The organism is Winogradskyella thalassocola, from assembly GCF_900099995.1.
Taxonomy (GTDB): Bacteria; Bacteroidota; Bacteroidia; order Flavobacteriales; family Flavobacteriaceae; genus Winogradskyella; species Winogradskyella thalassocola.
Genome location: NZ_FNCZ01000001.1, coordinates 1,504,783 through 1,524,046, shown reverse-complemented (window position 1 = coordinate 1,524,046; position 19,264 = coordinate 1,504,783). Strand labels below are relative to the sequence as shown.

Annotated in this window: 21 protein-coding genes; 15 read left to right on the top strand and 6 right to left on the bottom strand. The window is 33.0% G+C overall.

The features are described from left to right. Window positions 1-330 precede the first annotated feature (330 nt). From BLT80_RS06215 to BLT80_RS06165, 12 genes are all read left to right on the top strand, one after another. Window positions 331-1,269, top strand: coding sequence for an NAD-dependent epimerase/dehydratase family protein (locus tag BLT80_RS06215; protein WP_092466692.1), 939 nt, complete (start codon window positions 331-333; stop codon window positions 1,267-1,269). 12 nt (window positions 1,270-1,281) lie between these two features. Next, window positions 1,282-1,617, top strand: a complete 336-nt coding sequence (locus BLT80_RS06210; protein WP_092466691.1) for a hypothetical protein — start codon at window positions 1,282-1,284, stop codon at window positions 1,615-1,617. A 5-nt stretch (window positions 1,618-1,622) separates the two neighbouring features. Beyond that, a complete protein-coding gene (locus BLT80_RS06205) occupies window positions 1,623-2,252 on the top strand; it encodes a DUF2306 domain-containing protein (protein ID WP_092466690.1) in 630 nt (209 codons plus the stop codon). 15 nt (window positions 2,253-2,267) lie between these two features. Next, on the top strand, window positions 2,268-2,789 hold the full coding sequence (locus tag BLT80_RS06200) for a RidA family protein (protein ID WP_092466689.1): 522 nt from the start codon (window positions 2,268-2,270) through the stop codon (window positions 2,787-2,789). 24 nt (window positions 2,790-2,813) lie between these two features. Beyond that, the gene (locus BLT80_RS06195) at window positions 2,814-4,115 is read left to right on the top strand and encodes an APC family permease (RefSeq protein WP_092466688.1); all 1,302 of its coding nucleotides are present in this window, start codon (window positions 2,814-2,816) and stop codon (window positions 4,113-4,115) included. Beyond that, window positions 4,112-4,921, top strand: a complete 810-nt coding sequence (locus tag BLT80_RS06190; RefSeq protein WP_092466687.1) for a DUF6090 family protein — start codon at window positions 4,112-4,114, stop codon at window positions 4,919-4,921. The genes BLT80_RS06195 and BLT80_RS06190 overlap by 4 nt, the downstream gene beginning before the upstream one ends. 1 nt (window position 4,922) lies before the next feature. Further along, window positions 4,923-5,657, top strand: coding sequence for a hypothetical protein (locus BLT80_RS20015; protein WP_175455552.1), 735 nt, complete (start codon window positions 4,923-4,925; stop codon window positions 5,655-5,657). After that, on the top strand, window positions 5,654-6,400 hold the full coding sequence (locus BLT80_RS06180) for a DUF6090 family protein (RefSeq protein WP_092466686.1): 747 nt from the start codon (window positions 5,654-5,656) through the stop codon (window positions 6,398-6,400). Before BLT80_RS20015 ends, BLT80_RS06180 begins: the two co-directional genes overlap by 4 nt. Window positions 6,401-6,502: 102 nt before the next feature. Then, window positions 6,503-6,640: a hypothetical protein gene (locus BLT80_RS20255; protein WP_245710131.1), complete on the top strand. Its 138-nt coding sequence runs from the start codon at window positions 6,503-6,505 to the stop codon at window positions 6,638-6,640. Next, window positions 6,609-6,791: a hypothetical protein gene (locus tag BLT80_RS06175; protein WP_092466685.1), complete on the top strand. Its 183-nt coding sequence runs from the start codon at window positions 6,609-6,611 to the stop codon at window positions 6,789-6,791. The genes BLT80_RS20255 and BLT80_RS06175 overlap by 32 nt, the downstream gene beginning before the upstream one ends. A gap of 344 nt (window positions 6,792-7,135) precedes the next feature. Beyond that, complete coding sequence (locus BLT80_RS06170) at window positions 7,136-8,629, top strand: sensor histidine kinase (RefSeq protein ID WP_092466684.1); 1,494 nt, start codon at window positions 7,136-7,138, stop codon at window positions 8,627-8,629. Continuing rightward, window positions 8,622-9,023, top strand: coding sequence for a response regulator (locus tag BLT80_RS06165; protein WP_092466683.1), 402 nt, complete (start codon window positions 8,622-8,624; stop codon window positions 9,021-9,023). Before BLT80_RS06170 ends, BLT80_RS06165 begins: the two co-directional genes overlap by 8 nt. Before the next feature lie 157 nt (window positions 9,024-9,180). Here the strand turns inward: BLT80_RS06165 and nqrF are convergent, their stop codons facing one another. From nqrF to BLT80_RS06135, 6 genes are all read right to left on the bottom strand, one after another. Next, window positions 9,181-10,488 (bottom strand): NADH:ubiquinone reductase (Na(+)-transporting) subunit F, encoded by a 1,308-nt coding sequence (gene nqrF / locus BLT80_RS06160; RefSeq protein WP_092466682.1) that lies wholly within the window; start codon window positions 10,486-10,488, stop codon window positions 9,181-9,183. An 8-nt stretch (window positions 10,489-10,496) separates the two neighbouring features. Next, window positions 10,497-11,240, bottom strand: a complete 744-nt coding sequence (gene nqrE, locus BLT80_RS06155; protein ID WP_092466681.1) for an NADH:ubiquinone reductase (Na(+)-transporting) subunit E — start codon at window positions 11,238-11,240, stop codon at window positions 10,497-10,499. A gap of 75 nt (window positions 11,241-11,315) precedes the next feature. After that, the gene (locus tag BLT80_RS06150) at window positions 11,316-11,960 is read right to left on the bottom strand and encodes an NADH:ubiquinone reductase (Na(+)-transporting) subunit D (RefSeq protein ID WP_092466680.1); all 645 of its coding nucleotides are present in this window, start codon (window positions 11,958-11,960) and stop codon (window positions 11,316-11,318) included. A gap of 6 nt (window positions 11,961-11,966) precedes the next feature. After that, on the bottom strand, window positions 11,967-12,716 hold the full coding sequence (locus tag BLT80_RS06145; RefSeq protein WP_092466679.1) for a Na(+)-translocating NADH-quinone reductase subunit C: 750 nt from the start codon (window positions 12,714-12,716) through the stop codon (window positions 11,967-11,969). Window positions 12,717-12,719: 3 nt separating this feature from the next. Next, complete coding sequence (locus BLT80_RS06140) at window positions 12,720-13,946, bottom strand: NADH:ubiquinone reductase (Na(+)-transporting) subunit B (protein ID WP_092466678.1); 1,227 nt, start codon at window positions 13,944-13,946, stop codon at window positions 12,720-12,722. A 10-nt stretch (window positions 13,947-13,956) separates the two neighbouring features. After that, window positions 13,957-15,309, bottom strand: a complete 1,353-nt coding sequence (locus tag BLT80_RS06135) for a Na(+)-translocating NADH-quinone reductase subunit A (RefSeq protein WP_092466677.1) — start codon at window positions 15,307-15,309, stop codon at window positions 13,957-13,959. Between the two features lie 163 nt (window positions 15,310-15,472). Between BLT80_RS06135 and BLT80_RS06130 the strand changes: the two genes are divergently transcribed. The 3 genes from BLT80_RS06130 (at window position 15,473) to pruA (ending at window position 19,228) form a co-directional block, all read left to right on the top strand. Beyond that, the gene (locus BLT80_RS06130) at window positions 15,473-16,726 is read left to right on the top strand and encodes a type IX secretion system plug protein (RefSeq protein WP_092466676.1); all 1,254 of its coding nucleotides are present in this window, start codon (window positions 15,473-15,475) and stop codon (window positions 16,724-16,726) included. A gap of 159 nt (window positions 16,727-16,885) precedes the next feature. Next, the gene (gene apaG / locus BLT80_RS06125) at window positions 16,886-17,272 is read left to right on the top strand and encodes a Co2+/Mg2+ efflux protein ApaG (RefSeq protein ID WP_092444721.1); all 387 of its coding nucleotides are present in this window, start codon (window positions 16,886-16,888) and stop codon (window positions 17,270-17,272) included. Window positions 17,273-17,602: 330 nt separating this feature from the next. Further along, a complete protein-coding gene (gene pruA / locus BLT80_RS06120) occupies window positions 17,603-19,228 on the top strand; it encodes an L-glutamate gamma-semialdehyde dehydrogenase (protein ID WP_092466675.1) in 1,626 nt (541 codons plus the stop codon). Window positions 19,229-19,264 lie beyond the last annotated feature (36 nt).

Here is a 19,264-nt window from a genome sequence, read left to right as displayed (position 1 = left end):
TTGCAGAACAAAAGTGCACAGTGATTTAAATAAATTCAAAATAATGGTTGTAATTAATAGCTAAGTTCCAAATATACAAAAAGTTGCCTCCCAATATCACATCAATATGTGATTGACAATACATCTATTAAAACCTAAATTAGCTACAGTTAAAACACACCCTATTACCTTGTTTTAACAAAGCAAATCCCACTACCCTAAGAATTTTGATTTTTGCTTGTTATGATTAATAGCAACATGTAACAAAATAATTCCCATTACATCGATGGGATTGAATACATAGCACTTGCTATACAAAACAATTATATCAATTATTAAAATCAAATCTTAATGGAAAAAGTAGGTGTTATTGGTGGTTCAGGATTTATAGGAAGCCATATTACAAAGCGGTTTTTAGACAATGGCTTTGAGGTTAAAGTATCTACGAGAGATTTATCTAATCTAAAAAAATACCAACACTTAAGCATGCTTAAAAATGCAGAACACTTAAGTTTTGAGGAGTTAGATGTTACAGATAAAAACCGACTAGAAAACTTTGTAAAAGATTGTGATATTGTCATTCATTCTGGCACACCCTTTCAGTTAGATTTTAAAGATGCTAAAACCGAATTGCTTGATCCAACAATAAAAGGAACAGAGAATTTTCTCGATGTTATTGATAAAACAACACGTGTAAAAAAAGTCGTTATTCTTGCTTCGGTTGCGGCTTACAACACCAATTTTCCATTACCAGCAGGTGGAAAATCAGTTTTAGATAGTTTTAGTGAAAATGACACTCCCTTTACAAGTGAAGAAAGTCATCCCTATGCACAAGCTAAATTCATAGCTAATCAAACGGTTAATAAATTTATTGAAACACATCTAGACCCAAATACTGAAATTGTAAGTGTTTCTCCTGTAATGGTTATGGGAAAATCGCTTTCAAATCGAGAAGATTCTACCTCAACAGGTATTCAATATTTATTCAAAAATAAGATTGCACCTAATCCTTTCATTCAAATGTTTTATGATGAAGACATAGAAATGGCTATCGTTAATGTAAAGGATGTTAGTCGGGCTGTCTACAAAGCTGCAACGATCCCTGGCTTGCATGGCAAAAATTATTTACTGAGTAGTGAAACCTATCCTGTTTCGGATGTGACGTTGATGCTCAATAACAAAACACCAAAACATTCTGCCAAAATCATCTATCAAAACCAATTGGCTGAACGCGACTTAGGACTACCGTTTCAATCCGTTTCTAAAACACTTAATCAATATAATTCCTAAAATTTAAAAATCATGACAAACGAATTAGCAAAATGGTCAAAAGCAGAATTCAAAATTTACATGTTATTGCTTTGTGCAAAATTTGATCATCATGAAACCGAAGAAGAAATCACACTTATAAAATCTAAAACAGACGAAGCTACTTTTAACAAAATATACAACGAATTCGCATGTGATGAAGAAGACAGTTGCTTTGAAAAAATAGAAGACGCTATCAACCAACACGAGTATTCTATAAAAGAATTAAGTGATCTGAAACAAGAAATTCTCGAGGTCTTTAATTCCGACAATAAGATATCACAACGAGAGATCTACTTAAAAAAAGTATTTGATAATATTTTATACTAAAAAAAATGAACCAACCAAAGCAAAATAGCACCATAGGAAAATATAGTATCATAGTTTTAGTTTTGCTCACAAGCCTATTAGTATGCTATTATGTTATTTCTAGAGCATTTCCAATGCTAATTCCAACCGAAGCGGTTTACGGCTCATATTACTTTCCAAGGGTGTATTGGGTATTTCCTCATATTGTTTTAGGGATAGTTGCTACCATCATTGGACCTTTTCAATTTATACCAAAGATTCGAAATAAGTATCTAAAAACACATCGACAATTAGGTCGCGTTTATATTATTTCTACGGTTTTAGCAGGGATATCCGGTATGTACATGGCAGCTACTTCTGATATTAATTTACCATATGCCGTTGGCTTATTTATGCTTGGCGTTGCGTGGTCAATGTCTTCCATAATGGCATTTATTTCTATAAAGAACCGAAAAATAGACTTGCATAAAGATTGGATGATTAGAAGTTACGTCTTAACATTAGCTTTCGTCACATTCAGATTTATATACGACATTATAAGGTCTTTTGACATTGGAACATGGGAAGAAGTTCAAGTTTTAATGAGTTGGGCATGTTGGGCTATACCTTTATTTATTGCCGAAGTTTTTATACAAGGAAGAAAAATAAATAACTAATAAACACTAATCAAAATGAACACATCAAAATTATTTACGACGCTACTGTTATGCTTTATTTCAGTATCATTCTTTAATTATGAAGAAAAAGTAAATACAGAAATCATAAAAGAAACACCTGAAAATATTGCACACAAACAAGCAGATGACACACCAGAATACTTCTTACTAAGACCTGAAGTCGAAAAAGCTTATGGTTACTCTCATGCTGTAAAAATCGGAAATTCAATTAAGATTTCCGGTGCTGTAAGTATGGATGATGAAGGCAATCCAACAGCGGTTGGCGATTTGGCACAACAAATGAAAAATTGCTATGCCGATTTAGAAAAAATCTTAAAACATTACGGTTGCACATTTGATGACGTCGTCAAAGAGGATGTGTTTACAACTGACATGTCAAAATTTTTAGAAGCTGCAGCCTACAGAACTGAAATTTACAAAACCCAATTCCCTACCGGTTCTTGGCTTGGTGTAACAGAATTAGCTGTTCCTGAATTTATGATTGAAATTGAATTAGAAGTACATAAAACGAAATAACACTATTAGAGACGTCGAAATAATATGATGATAAAAGATAAAGGATTAAAAAGAAAAGTTGGGGTTTTTGGTTTATCGGCTAATATCATCAACATTATTATTGGGTCGGGTATTTTTGTACTACCTGCAATTGTAGCCAGTTATTTAGGAGCCTCTAGCATCATTGCGTATTTATTTTGTGGCTTATTAACGGCTATGATTATGCTTTGTTTTGCCGAAGCCGGAAGTAAAGTCACCAATACTGGTGGTCCTTACACTTACATTGAAACTGCCTTTGGAGATTATGCTGGGTTTGTTGGAGGCTTTTTTGCTGTGGGAAGTAATCTGTTTGCAGATGCTGCAGTTTCTAATGCTTCGGTCAATGTTATTGCCTCAGCCTACCCCATATTTGAAAACGGCTTACCTCGTTTTATATTTTTATTTATTCTTTTTTATGGCTTGGTTTACATCAATGTCATTGGCTTAAAGCAAGGTATCGGTTTGGTAAAGTTCAATACTATTATTAAGTTAATACCCTTGCTTTTATTAATTGCTATTGGCTTTAAGGATGTCTCGTTAAGCAATTTATATTTTCAAGAGCTGCCTAGTTTTAAAACATTAGGAGAAACATCCCTTATTCTATTTTTTGCCTTTCAAGGTTGTGAAACCGGAATTATTGTTGGTGGAGAAGTTGTAAATCCAAAACGCACTATTCCTAAAGCTATCTTAATAAGTATTACAACGGTTATGGCTGTTTATATCTTAATTCAAACCGTTGCTCAAGGAGTTTTAGGGGATACTTTACCCAATTTTACAGCGGCACCACTTGCCGAAACGGCTAAAGTTGTATTTGGTAATTTTGGATATCTACTGCTAATTATCGGAGCCGTTGTGTCCATGTTTGGTTATATGAGCGGCACCATTCTTAATAGTCCAAGAATTGTATACGCGCTTGCCAGAGATAACGTCATCCCAATAGCAGCACTTTCTAGAATTCACAAATCATTTGCGACACCACATATAGCCATTATTGTGTATGCCACTATCGGTTTTGTTCTCGCCATTTCAGGTAGTTTTGAGCAATTGGCAGTTATTGCTAGTAGTTCTATGTTAATTCTATATTTAGGAGTCGCATTATCGGTAATGAAGCTAAGTAAATCTGACATAGATTATAAGGGCGGTTTCAAAATTCCAGGAGGCTGGACGGTTCCCATAATAGCCATTGCTATAATAATCTACTTTTTATCAAGTCTTTCTGTTAATGAGATAATTGGTACTGGACTGTTTATAGTTGCCTTAACGCTTATTTTTTTCGTTATGAAATTTATAAAAAAGAAAGCGGCATGATGAAACTCTTCAAAAGTATGCGCAAAAACCGTCTTAATCTGGGAAAAAACACCAAGTATTTAAAATACGCCATAGGAGAAATTATACTTGTGGTTATTGGAATTTTAATTGCCTTACAAATAAATAATTGGAAAGAAAATCAAAAATTACGTCATCAAGAACTGACATATCTGAACAATTTAAAGGCAGATTTAGAAACTCAAATCAATATGTTAGTTGTCAATATTGATTATGAAACTATTATAATCGACCAATCAAATGATATTATAAAACACTACGAATTGAATAAGGGTTTCAATAGTATGGATAGTGTTTTCCCTAAACTGAACGATTTAACAACGCGATGGACGTTTTCTAATGCCAATACAACGCTTTTACAGCTGTTAAATTCAAATCAAATTAACAGCATTCAAAATGTAGGGTTAAAGGAGCATCTCATAGCCTTTAATCAACAAATTGACTTATTCGCCAAAAACACAAACATCAGTAACACCAATCTTATTGATAATATAACAACTGGAGCTTTTATAAGCACCGGAGGCATTGCTTCTTATGGCTATTCTAGTCGAATGATTCAAAAATTCAATGATTTTTATCCCGTTAAAGGTAAAATAGTTCATGATAATGAGCTAAAAAAGACACTAATTAAAACCATAAACAAGCCTTTAAATAAGCTGGAGACCATTAATAAAGTTGCTTATAGAAATATGTTATCCAATTTGCAGAAATCAGGAAACGAAGCTATTAAAACGAGAACTGAACAAATCTTAAAAATGATTGAAAATGAAATTGATTTAAGATCATAAAATGATAAAACTCTTCCGAAATATTCGCCAACGCTTATTGTCTGAAAACAAGTTTTCAAAATACATGCTTTATGCCATAGGCGAAATTATCCTTGTGGTTATTGGTATTCTCATTGCACTTCAAATTAATAACTGGAATGAAAACAGAAAATCCGATATAGAATTACAGCTGATAACACAAAATCTGGTTCAAGAATTTGAAGCCAATCGTGAAGCCCTACAAAACGCATTGAGCGCAGTGACATTTACCAAAAATGGAAGTTTAGATAATCTATCACTAATAGAGTCTAAAAACAATTTGATTTCAAAAGAACAATTGAACATAATGATTGAAAAGTCATTGTTCTTTCCGACTTGGATTCCGAGCAACTTTACAATGAACGAATTAAACAATACAGGTAAGTTGTCCTTGTTAAAAAACGACAACTTAAAGCAATTACTTTTTAGTTGGGAAACCCAAATTGAAGTGATAGAAGAATGGAATCGAAGGCTAGAAAAAAGCTCACAAGATATTATAGATTATATAAAACACAACGGATCATTACGAAACCTAAATTTTAATACAATTAATACTAAGCCTTCAAATTTAGGTGTGAATAACAGTGATTTATTTGATAACATAATCTTTGAAAATCTATTAGATGAAAAAGTGCTATATGCTCAATTCATGGAAAATCAATTAAAAAAAATGAGTACTATAATTGAAACTATTTTAAAGGAAACTAAAAACCAATGATAAAATTCTTCAGACACTTTCGGCAACGTTTCATTTCCGAAGGAAAAACAAAAAAGTATCTACTTTACGCCATTGGCGAAATCATCCTCGTGGTGATTGGGATTTTAATTGCTTTAAAAATTAATAATTGGAACCAAGAATTAGCCAATAAAAAGGAGGAACAAACAATCATAAAAAACCTAAATTTAGAATTTAAAAAAAACATAATAAGTATTCAAAAGTATATTAAGCACCACGAAACCATTTTAGCTGATACAAGAGTCCTTATGGATTTAGTAGGAAAGCCCGAAGACGTCCTAAACAGATTCAATCTCGATAGTCTCTTAGCACAATCCATCAATTATTGGAGTTATAAGCCAAGTCAATCGGTAGTTCTAGATGTCATTTCTTCTGGTAAGCTTAATTTAATTTCTTCAGATTCATTGCGATTGCAATTTTTTGAATGGTCTAGCAATTTAGAAAAAAACGAAGAAAATTATAATACATTGGATGAAATTAATCAATCCATTGTTTTAACATATCTCACAAAGCATGCCTCGTTAAAAAACATAGATAGCTATGGAATTTTGGAGTGGAATAAAAAATCAAAACTCAATCATTCCAATTACGATATGTTTCAGGATATTGAATTTGAAAATGTGATGGATAACCAAGCTTGGGATTTAAAAAATTATATACTGTCACTTGAAGAGCTTGAGAAGACTATGGATAGAATCATTACCGAAACCAATAGAGAATTATAATTTCATATGATAAATTTTTTCCGAAAAACCCGCCAAAACATGATTAAAGAACATAGAGCTTCAAAGTATTTGCTCTAAGTTATAGGTGAAATTATCCTTGTAGTGATTGGTATATTGATTGCACTTCAAATTAATAATAGGAACAAAAACAGAAAAGCGAGCATACAAGAACAATCCTCTATGAAGGAAATAGTAGAGAATTTAAAGTATGACATCATTAGGTGCAAAAGAAATTTATAAATTTCAGAATGTAGAGGGCTACATAGAATCATTTGACGACGTAAATACTGAGACATTCGACGTCACATATGATTACAAAGGATTACGTAACCAGAAAAATATCAAATTATTAAGTCCAATTGGTATTGAATTAATTGACTATTACAATTAGCTTTCTATGTTTGAAAGGGATCAAAAATGTATTGTTTTTATTTGTTTTTATTTGTTTTAAACGCAAAAAGCAGTTAAAAATCTGATTGCTAATTTAGAAAAGGAATATCAATTGACTAACAGAATATGACGATAAAATTCTTGAGGTTAGATTGAGTGTACTTCAAATCTGTATCATTAATCTCCTTAAGGACAACATCTGCTTATCCGATAATGGAAGATAAATGTCCATAAGTAAAATCCTACACAATAACAAAGTTAAACCTGTTAAAATACAGATAATCCTAAATATGTAAAAATTAAAATTTATATTTGTTTCCCCAAATCTAAAATACCCTACATACTTTGTACATTACCAAAGCTAAAACACCAGATAATAAAAAGGTGTCCTTACTAGAATTCATTCAGAAACATTCTGCCATGGGCACATGGGAATTTGACACAAAACTATTAGCAATTACATGGAGTTCTGAGACCAAAAAAATTCATGAAGTTCCTTCAGATTATGAACCTAATATTGAGCGAGCACTCTCATTCTACAAACAAGGTTACAGCCTTGATACAATTACAAAATTATTTAATGATTGTATAGAAAAACATGAGGAGTATGATGTTGAAATTCAGATTATCACTCCCTCCGGAGAAGATAAATGGGTGAGAGCCATAGGTATGCCAATAATTAAAGATAATAAGTGTATTAAAGTACAAGGCTTATTTCAAGATATTGATGAAAAGACAAAAATATCCAAATCATTAGCTTATAAAGAACAGCAGCTTAGAAGAACATTTGAAACTGCTTTAGTTGGCATGGCTATAGTAGATCTAGAAGGCAATTGGATTGATGTCAACAGAAGTCTGTGCAACACCTTTGGATATACCAAAGAAGAAATAGAACAGCTAAGCTTTCTGGATGTTACACACCCTGAAGATTTGAGAAAAGACTACAAGTCAATGATGAGCATGATGAGCGGTAAAATTGATCATTATGAAACAGAAAAACGCTACATAAGTAAGAAAGGAGAAACTATATGGACACAATTATCAACATCAATTGTGAGGGACGATAATGGTAATCCTCTACATTTTGTAGCTCAAATCAATGATCTTACTGAAATCAAAAAAACTAGTAAAAAAGTATCTCAATTATTAGCAACAACGGAAGATCAGAATAAACGTTTATTAAATTTCGCCCAAATTGTATCACATAATCTAAGATCACATTACGGCAATTTAGATATGTTATTGGATATTGTAAAAATGGATTTGCCTGAAACCACAGATAATGAAATCTTCCCATTAATATGTCTAGCTGTAAGTCATCTCGGTGAAACCGTTGAAAACTTAAACGAGGTTGCTGCAATCAACATTCAAAAAGATTTAAAAACAGAACCATTAAACTTATTAGAAAATTTCAATAGAGCATATTCTAGTATTTCTGCCCTTATTATAGATTCTAAAACTACAATTTCTATAAATATAGAACCTGATATTGTTGTTAAAGCGGTACCAGCATATTTAGATAGTATCTTATTAAACTTTTTAACGAATGCTGTAAAATATAAAAAGCCTAGTGAGCCCGCAAAAATTGAAATAAACACAAGTACTAACAATAATTTTGTGGTCCTAGAGATTAGAGATTACGGTCAAGGTATTGATTTAGTTAAATATGGTGAAAAATTATTTGGTATGTATAAAACATTCCATAAACACGAAGACTCACGTGGTTTAGGCTTATTTATAACTAAAAATCAAGTTGAAGCCATTGGTGGAAAAATTGAAGTAGAGAGTGAAGTTAATGAAGGAACAACCTTTTATATATATTTAAAAAAACATGAATAAAATTGACGTAGCATGTATCATCGATGATGATCCCATATTTATTTTCGGAGCCAAAAGAATGATGGAATTATCAGATTTTTGTAAGTCTTTTATGGTTTTTAAAAATGGACAAGAAGCCATAAATAACTTAAAACCAATAATGATTTCGGGTGAAGATGTTCCAGATATAATACTATTAGACATTAACATGCCTATAATGGATGGTTGGGACTTTTTAGATGAGTTTGTTAAGATTGAATCTCATAAATTGATTACAATATATATCGTAAGTTCATCTATAGACCCTATAGACGTAAATCGCGCAAAACGCTATAAAACGATATCCAATTACATCATAAAACCCATATCTACAGATACCTTAAAAGAAATCTTACAACTAGAGTTGGCGAAATAAATAGAACTATCGTATTATCTTACAATAGCAACAGAATTCGGTATTAAATTATTTAAAGTTTAAACAAAAAAAACCAACTCATTTGAGTTGGTTTTATATTATATCTAGATTCCACTTTTAAAAGTAGAACGATTATTTTGAATATATTGTCTTACGACTAGCCTCCAAAGTCATCAAATCTAATATGCTCATCTGGGATTCCGAAATCTTCACCCATTTTCTGAACAGCTTGGTTCATCAATGGTGGTCCACAGAAATATAATTCGATATCTTCTGGTGCATCATGAAGACTTAAGTAGTTATCGATAACACAATTGTGAATAAAGCCTACAAAACCATCCCCTGGTGCATCAATATTTTCTTTTACTTTCCAGTTATCTTCTTCCATTGGTTCAGATAATGCTAGGTAAAATTTAAAGTTAGGGAAATCTCTTTCTAACTCACGGAAGTGCTCTAAGTAAAACAATTCACGTTTAGAACGTCCGCCATACCAATAAGTTACTTTACGACCTGTTTTTAAGGTTTTGAATAAATGATATAAGTGAGAACGCATTGGTGCCATACCTGCACCACCACCAACGTAAAGCATTTCGCTATCTGACTCATTGATGAAGAATTCACCGTAAGGTCCAGAAATAACAACTTTGTCACCTGGCTTTTGGTTAAATATGTATGATGATGCTACACCTGGATTTACATCCATCCAACCGTTTTTAGCACGATCCCATGGTGGAGTCGCAATACGAACGTTTAACATAATCTCACGTCCTTCAGCAGGGTAAGAAGCCATAGAATAAGCTCTCTCTACTGTTTCTGTGTTTTTCATTACTAAAGGCCAAAGATTAAACTTGTCCCATTCTGCTTGAAACTTATCTGGTGTTTCGTGCTCTTCTGGATGCGCTGTAATATCCATGTCTGCAAATTTAACTTCGCAATTAGGAATTTCAATCTGAATATAACCTCCAGCTTTATAACCCATATCCTCAGGAATTTCTACTACAAATTCCTTGATAAATGAGGCAACGTTATAATTACGTACAACGGTTGCTTCCCATTTTTTAATTCCGAAAACTTCTTCAGGAATGGTAATCTCCATATCCTGCTTTACTTTTACCTGACAAGATAGACGTGCACCTTGTGCTAATTCTTTTCTTGAAAAGTGAGGGGTCTCTGTTGGAAGCGCTTCACCTCCACCAGATAAAACATGACATTCACACTGAATACAAGTTCCACCTCCACCACATGCAGATGGTAAGAATATTTTTTGTGCTCCTAAAGTACTTAATAGTGTATCTCCAGATCCTACTTCAATTTCACGTTCACCATTAATAGTGATTTTAACTGGTCCTGATGGAGACAGTTTTTGTTTCACTACAAGTAAAAGCGATACCAATAATAAAGTAACTACTAAAAACGCGACAACTGTAGTGATGACCGTTCCTATTGTGCTTGCTGCTAATACCATATTCCTTATTAATTTTTATCCGTATCGTTTGTTGTTTCAATAACAAGACTAGACGTCTCATCTTTTACATCTGCTGTATTAGTAATAACCATTCCAACAGTATCTTCCTTAGTCGCTTCAGTTGCTTCTTCTTCACCTCCTGTAAGCATACCGCCAAAACTCATAAAACCAATCGCCATTAAACCCGTAATAATAAATGTAATTCCTAACCCTCTTAAAGGTGCAGGCACATTACTATATCTAATTTTTTCTCTAATTGCGGCAATAGCTACAATCGCTAAAAACCAGCCAATTCCTGATCCAATACCATAATTAAGTGCTAATCCTAAAGTTTCAATTTCACGAGATTGCATAAATAACGAACCACCTAATATTGCACAGTTAACTGCAATTAAAGGTAAAAAGATACCAAGTGAATTATATAATGATGGTGAAAATTTTTCTACTATGATTTCAACTAATTGAACCATCGTTGCAATAGTTGCAATAAACATAATGAATGATAAGAAACCTAAGTCGTAATCTGCATATTCAGGTCCTAACCATGTTAAAGCTCCTTCTTGTAAAAGATACTGATCTAATAACCAGTTTAAAGGCACTGTAATTGCTAATACAAAAATTACCGCAGCTCCTAAACCTACTGCTGTAGATACTTTCTTAGACACAGCTAAGTAAGAACACATACCTAAGAAGTATGCAAAAACCATGTTGTCTACAAATATCGATTTGAAAAATAATTCTATATGTTCCATATATTTTGTTTTTAGTTGTTAGTTCTTAGTTGTTGAAGAGTTGTATCAACAAACAACTAGTAACCATAAACTAATTTAGTCTTCTATTAATTCTTTATTTCTACTACGTTGTACCCAAATGATCAAACCAACTACAATTAAAGCCATAGGAGGTAATACCATAAATCCGTTATTCTCATAACCAATAGCGTATAATCCTGTTTTTTCCACAGAATCTCCAAGTACTTTAAATCCGAATAAAGTTCCCGAACCTAAAAGCTCTCTAAAGAAACCAACGATTATAAGTATTAGACCATAACCCGCTGCATTACCAAGACCATCTAAAAATGATTGCCATGGTTTATTTGCTAAAGCAAAAGCTTCAAAACGTCCCATAATGATACAGTTGGTAATAATTAAACCAATAAATACTGAAAGCTCCTTACTTAAAGTATAAGCAAATGCTTTTAATACCTGATCTACTATAATAACCAACGTTGCTACAACGATTAATTGTACAATAATTCTAATTTTAGAAGGAATGATATTTCTCATTAAAGAGATTACTACGTTACCTACACTAAGAACAAAGACAACAGAAATTGCCATTACAATCGATGGCTTTAACTGTGCTGTAATCGCTAAAGCTGAACAAATACCTAATACCTGAATGGTAATTGGGTTGTTATCCGCTAAAGGATCTAATATTAGTTTACTATCTTTTTTTGATAAAAGTCCCATACATTTTTATTTTAATGTCTTGAAATAAGGCACGTACATTTTTAAATCTTTCATAATCATTGCAGTTACACCATCTCCTGTAATTGTAGCTCCTGCAATTGCGTCAACGGCATTGTCGCTCTTCCTTTCATTTTTAGGATCAGCATTTCCTTTAGCAACATTTATTCCTTTATAAACACCTGCATCATTCAATAAATGCTCACCAGCAAAATCATCCATAAAGTAACGTTGTTTAATCTCTGCCCCTAAACCTGGTGTTTCACCTGCATGGTCAAAAAACACACCTTGTATTGTCATTGATTTATCAACGGCTACAAATCCCCAGATAGCATCCCATAATCCTTTACCTCTAATTGGAATAACATAGATTGGCTGGCCATCTTTTTCACCTTCAAACAATGGTAATCTTCTTGTATAGCTAGCGTCTTTAGCTTTAGACTCCTCTTTTTTAATATCTATTAAATAAGCCTCAGAATCTTCAGAAACTTTAGTCCCTTCAATAACATATTGCTTAGTAATAGTGCTCGTAAATTCGTCTTCTACCTTATCTGTAGAAATAAATTCAACATCGCTTGTACCTTCATTGGCATTAATACCCATGGCATACAATATATTCTGTTGTTTTTCAAAACGTTTATTAGCATCCACTAAAGGTTTTAAGCCTGAAGCAAGTCCTGCAAGTATAGATCCCACCACTAATACCATAACAATGGCAAAAATAATGGTATAACTATTTTTATCTGTATCGATTGCCATAATTTAAGCTGTTTTTATTTTTGCTCTTTTTAATCTTCTTTTCACATTGCCTTGTACCACATAATGATCGATTGTTGGTGCAAACACATTCATTAACAATATTGCTAACATTACTCCTTCTGGATACGCAGGGTTAAAGACACGAATCATAATAGACACAAAACCTATTAGAAAACCGTAAATCCATTTCCCTTTATTAGTTTGAGATGCGGTAACAGGGTCTGTTGCCATATACACAATACCAAATGCCATACCACCAATTAATAAATGGTGCCAGAACTCAGTACTCATTAAACCATAAAACTTACTTGTATCTGTAATCCATCCTGCTGCTACGACTAGGTTAAAGATGTACCCCATTACTAAAGCACCAATAACAGAACTTAGCATTATTCTCCAACTTCCAATTTTAGTAAAAACCAGAAATAAACCACCTAACAAGATTAACAATGTAGATGTTTCACCTATGGAACCCGGAATAAATCCATAGAACATATCCATAACTGAATAATCAACTCCATGCGATTGCGCCAGACTCCCCAATATGGTTTCTCCAGAAATAGCATCAGCGGTTGAGCCATTTGCAATTTCTTTAGTTCTTTCTACAGCACCTTCTACCCAAACTTTATCACCACTCATCCAAGTCGGATAAGCGAAGAATAAGAAAGCTCTAATGGTTAAAGCAGGGTTTAAAATATTCATCCCTGTACCACCAAATACTTCTTTACCAATTACAACACCGAAAATAACGGCTACAACTAACATCCATAATGGAATATCGATTGGTACAATTAATGGTACTAACATCCCTGTTACTAAGTACCCTTCTTCTACTTCGTGACCTTTTATAACTGCGAAAAGGAACTCAACACCTAAACCAACACCATAAGAAATAATTAGTATCGGTAGTATTTTCCAAAAACCTAAAGTAAAATTCTGTAAAGTCCAGAATTCACTACTAAAGAAACCGCTTGTTACAGCTTCTATTTCTCCTGCAGCCAAATAATGCTGATAACCTGCATTAAACATACCGAAAATTAAGCACGGAATTAATGCCATAATTACCGTGTTCATTGTACGTTTTAAATCATCTGCTGCCTTAATATGTGTACCACCATGTGCAGTATCATTAGGCGTATAAAGAAAAGTATGTAAGGCATTGAAGGCTGGTGCCATCTTAGTTCCTTTATATTTTTCTCTTAAATTATGTAAGTTTTGTTTTAAACCCATTATCTATTTTTTAACCGATTTCTTCTAACATTAAATCCAAGCCTGCTCTAATGATTTGCTGATGTGGTTGTTTAGACACACATACAAATTCTGTTAAAGCAAAATCTTCAGGAGCTACTTCATACATGCCTAAAGCCTCCATTTCATCTAAATCTTTATACAAACATGATTTCAAAATTTGCATTGGATAAATATCTAATGGAAAAACTTGCTCGTAATTTCCTGTAAGCACAAAATTTCTATGCTCACCATTCATATTAGTATTTAAGTCATATTTCTTATTTGGTGTTAACCAAGAAAAAGTTAAAGCTCTTGTGTTAGAGACTTTATCAAATACTGGTTTATTCCATCCAAATAACTCGTAGTCGTTACCTTCAGGGATTACCGAAATTACATTACTGTAATAATCTAAGTAACCATCTGGCTGAACACGTTTTCCAGACAATACATTCCCTGAAATAAAACGATCGTTACCATCTCTTTCAACTCCGTTATCATAAACCATAGTTGCGATTTCAGAACCTAATTTTGTTCTAAAATATCTTGGTTTTTTAACTGAAGATCCTGCTAAAGCAATAATACGTTCTGCGTTAAACTTACCTGTTAAAAGCAATTCACCAATTATAACTAGATCTTGTGCATTCACAGTCCAAACCGTTTCACCTTTATTAACAGGATTAACCTTATTAATTAAAGTACCAACATTCCCTGAAGGATGTGGCCCAGAAACCTTATGAGTAATGGCGTTTTGTAAATTTGCTAGAGGCGAATTAGAATTTGCACCTACAGAAATATGAACACCACCATCTGTAAACTTAGACAATGCTGTAATTGCTGCTTGCAATTCAGCTTCTTTTCCCGCTAAGGTAAAGTCTAAATCTGCCGCTAATGGAGCACTTGCATATCCAGAAACAAAAATAGCTTTTGGTGTACGATCTGCTTTTGCAATAACATCGTAAGGACGTTGTTTTATAAAAGCCCAACATCCTGTAGCTAACAAATGTGCTTTAGTTTTTTCAGCATCCGCATTTAAATCAAACTTGCCAAAATCCGCATAAGTTTGTTCTTTGTCTGCTGTAATTTTAATCGCGTCTATACGACGTCTTGGTCCACGCTGCACTTCGGTTATCTCACCAGAAACTGGCGAAACAAACTTCATGGCTTCATTATCCTTATTATAAAACAAAGTCTCACCTGCTTTAACATGTGTACCTTCTTTAGCTACAAGTTTTGGAATAATACTATGGAAATCCTCAGGTTTAATAGAGTAAAAATTGCTAATAATAGCATTTTCAATAGTTTGCTCGGCTTCACCAATCAACTTTATATCTAAACCCTTTTTAATTTTGATGTCTTTTGACATATCTTTTAAAGATTAGTTATCTAAAAATCGGTGCAAATTTACGAATTAATGGTTAATTAAGGCTCAAATTACAGCAACTTTTTTATTTGTAATCATTATAAATAAGAAGCCTGTTTTAAGGCATAGATTTTGATTATATTTATACGCTAAGATTTCTAATAAAATGAAAAAAACATTTTTTAACAGTTTATTACTTTTACTATTTCCTACAATTCTTTTTTCTCAAGTCGCTAAGGAGCTTAATCCGCCAGATTTTATAAAAACCATTACATTTAAAAGTAATACTACTCAAGGGCAATTACCGGTTTTAAAACTTGGTGAATCTTTAATGTTAGAATTTGATGCCCTAACTGGTGACGAGGAAGACTTCTACTATGTTATTGAGCATTTTAATTTTGATTGGACTCCGTCTAATTTAGTGAAATCAGAATATCTAAGTGGTTTAGATAACCAACGAATTTTAGACTACGAAAATTCATTTAATACTTATCAAATATATTCTCATTATAATTTAGCGATACCAAACACACAAACACGTGGCTTATTAAAAAGTGGAAATTATATGATTTCTATTTATGATGATTACGACGAGCTTATGTTCAGTAGAAAATTTATGGTATATGAAGACTTAGCTAATGTTGGGGTCAATGTAAAACGTTCTAGAAACGTTAAATTTATTGCAGAAAAACAATCTGTAGACCTCGTTATCACAACGAATGGCATGAATCTTAACAATCCTTTAGAAACGATTAAAACCGTTATTATTCAGAATAACAATTTAAATACAGCCATTTCCGACCTAAAACCACAATACACTTTAGGCAACGAACTTATATATCGTTATGATACTGAATCTGCATTTTGGGGTGGTAACGAATATTTATTTTTCGAAAACAAAGATGTTAGAGCTGCCAATGTTGGAGTTCAATATATTGAATTAAAAGACCTTTATCACAACTTCCTCTACACCAACATAAGTAGAAAAGACAGACCATACACCTATAACCCTGATATTAACGGTAATTTTTTAGTCACCGTAATAGATAGGGACAGCCCAGATATTGAAGCAGATTATGTTAAGGTGCATTTCTCATTATTACAAGACGAACTAAAGACTAAGAATATTCATGTTTATGGTAATTTTAATTATTTTACTATAGAACCATTAACTCAGATGCTTTATAATCCTGAAAGCAAGCGCTACGAAACAACAATGTTACTGAAACAAGGATTTTATAATTACAAGTTTGTAACCGTCGATAAAAAAACTGGAAAAATAGATGAAGGAGCAATCAGCGGCAATTTTTGGGAAACTGAAAACAATTATAAAGTCTTGGTTTACTATAAGGATTTGGGCTCTCGTTACGATAGACTTATTGGGTTTGGAGAAGCAACTTCAGTAAATATTACTAATTAGATCCAATTACTATAAAAACAATATAGCACTCAATATTTCTTTTTTCTGAAATTATAACAGATTCGAATTAGTGAACTGTTAAAAATTACAACCACTTACCCGAATTATAATGCTTCATTCAAAAATTATGTTATTTTAGCATAGATTAATCTCTCACTTATGGTACAACAAGTTACAAGCGGCATAAAAATCACTGTGGAAACCAATTTTGAAGGTACATTTTATAAAAATTATAAAGTGCACTTCGCCTTTGGTTATAAAGTAACTATTGAAAACCAAAGTAAGGATTCTGTTCAGTTAAATTCTAGACATTGGCGAATTCTTGACGCTTTAAATAACGAAGAAATAATTGAAGGCGAAGGTGTTATTGGTAAAAAACCAGTCTTAAAACCTGGAGAATCTCACACCTATAATTCTGGTTGCTTATTAACTTCCCCTTTTGGAGCTATGAGTGGTCATTACAATATGGTTAACCTTTCTAAAACCAATAAATTTAAAGTTTATATTCCTTCTTTTAAATTGAGTGCTCCTTTTGCACTTAATTAACTACTAGACTCTTGCTTTTTTTGCACAACGTAATATCTATTTTCAGATTTAATCATTATAAAATTGAATTTGTATCATGAGTACAGAAAATTGGTTCTAAAAAAACATACGATACCGATATTACGATTACTCACTACTTTCAACATGCATTTTCAATTAGAACAACAGTAGTTTCTAGTTTCAATAGAAATAACCTCAACATTTCGAGCCTCTTTCTGTGGAAATAGTATTTCCAATCTTCACACAACTATAACGTTTTCACAGAAATATTCTCTTATAAAAAATTGTACCTTTGCACTTTCAAAATTCAAACTAAAAAACAAATATATTATGGGAAAAGGATTCTTTAATGTACCAGTAGCAGTTAACGAACCTGTTATGTCTTACGCACCTGGTTCGGCAGAACGTAAAGCAGTCTTAGAGGCTTATAAATCAATGTTTAATTCTAAGGTTGAAGTTCCTTTATACATAAACGGAAAAGACGTAAAAACTGGAAATACCAGAACTATGTCTCCTCCACACGATCACCAACACATTGTAGGTGACTATCATTTAGCAGAAAAAACACATGTTGAAGACGCAATTTCTACAGCATTAGAAGCACGTAAATCTTGGTCACAAATGCCATGGGAACAACGTGCAGGTATCTTCTTAAAAGCTGCAGAATTAATCGCTGGTCCATATAGAGCTAAGATTAATGCTGCAACGATGATTGCACAATCTAAAAACATTTATCAAGCGGAAATTGATGCGGCTTGTGAACTTATAGATTTCTTACGCTTTAATGTTCAGTTTATGTCAGACATATACATGGAGCAACCAGAAAGCACAAGTGCAGCATGGAACAGAGTAGAATACAGACCTCTTGAAGGTTTTACGTACGCTGTAACCCCTTTTAACTTTACGGCTATTGCAGGTAATTTACCAGCATGTATGGCTTTAATGGGGAATGTGGTTGTTTGGAAACCAAGTGATAGTCAAGTCTATTCTGCAAAAGTAATTATGGATATTTTTAAAGAAGCTGGTGTACCAGATGGTGTTATCAATGTTGTCTTTGGAGATCCTGTGATGATTACAAATACAGTATTAGCAAGTCCTGATTTTTCTGGTTTACATTTCACAGGTTCTACGCATGTGTTTAAAGAACTATGGAAGCAAATTGGAAACAATATCCACAACTACAAAACATACCCTAGAATTGTTGGAGAAACAGGTGGAAAAGATTTTATAGTAGCACACAAAACAGCAGATGCGAAACAAGTAGCAACCGCTATTGTACGTGGTGCTTTTGAGTTTCAAGGTCAAAAATGTAGCGCAGCGTCTAGAGCTTATGTTCCTAAAGGAATTTGGGCAGATGTAAAAAAGTATTTAATTGAAGACATGGCATCTTTCAAAATGGGATCTCCAGAAGACATGAGCAACTTTATCACTGCGGTCATTCATGAAGGTTCTTTTGATAAATTAGCTAAATATATTGATGCAGCTAAAGCAGATAGTGATGCAGAAATCATTGCTGGAGGTAACTACGATAAATCTAAAGGTTACTTTATTGAGCCAACAGTCATCGTAACTACCGACCCAAAATACACAACAATGTCTACAGAATTATTTGGCCCTGTAATTACTATATATGTATATGAAGATGAAGCTTTCTCTGAGACTTTAAAATTGGTTGATGAAACAAGTGAATACGCATTAACTGGTGCTATTATTTCTAGAGATAGATATGCCGTTGAAGAAGCAACAAAAGCGCTTCAGAATGCCGCTGGAAACTTCTATATAAACGACAAACCAACTGGTGCTGTTGTTGGCCAACAACCATTTGGTGGAGCTAGAGCTTCTGGAACAAATGACAAGGCTGGTAGTCCTCAAAATTTATTACGTTGGGTATCTCCAAGATTAATTAAGGAAACATTTGTAACTCCAACAGATTACAGATATCCTTTCTTAGGATAATACCAACACTATATTAAAATCTAAATCCTTAGAAGT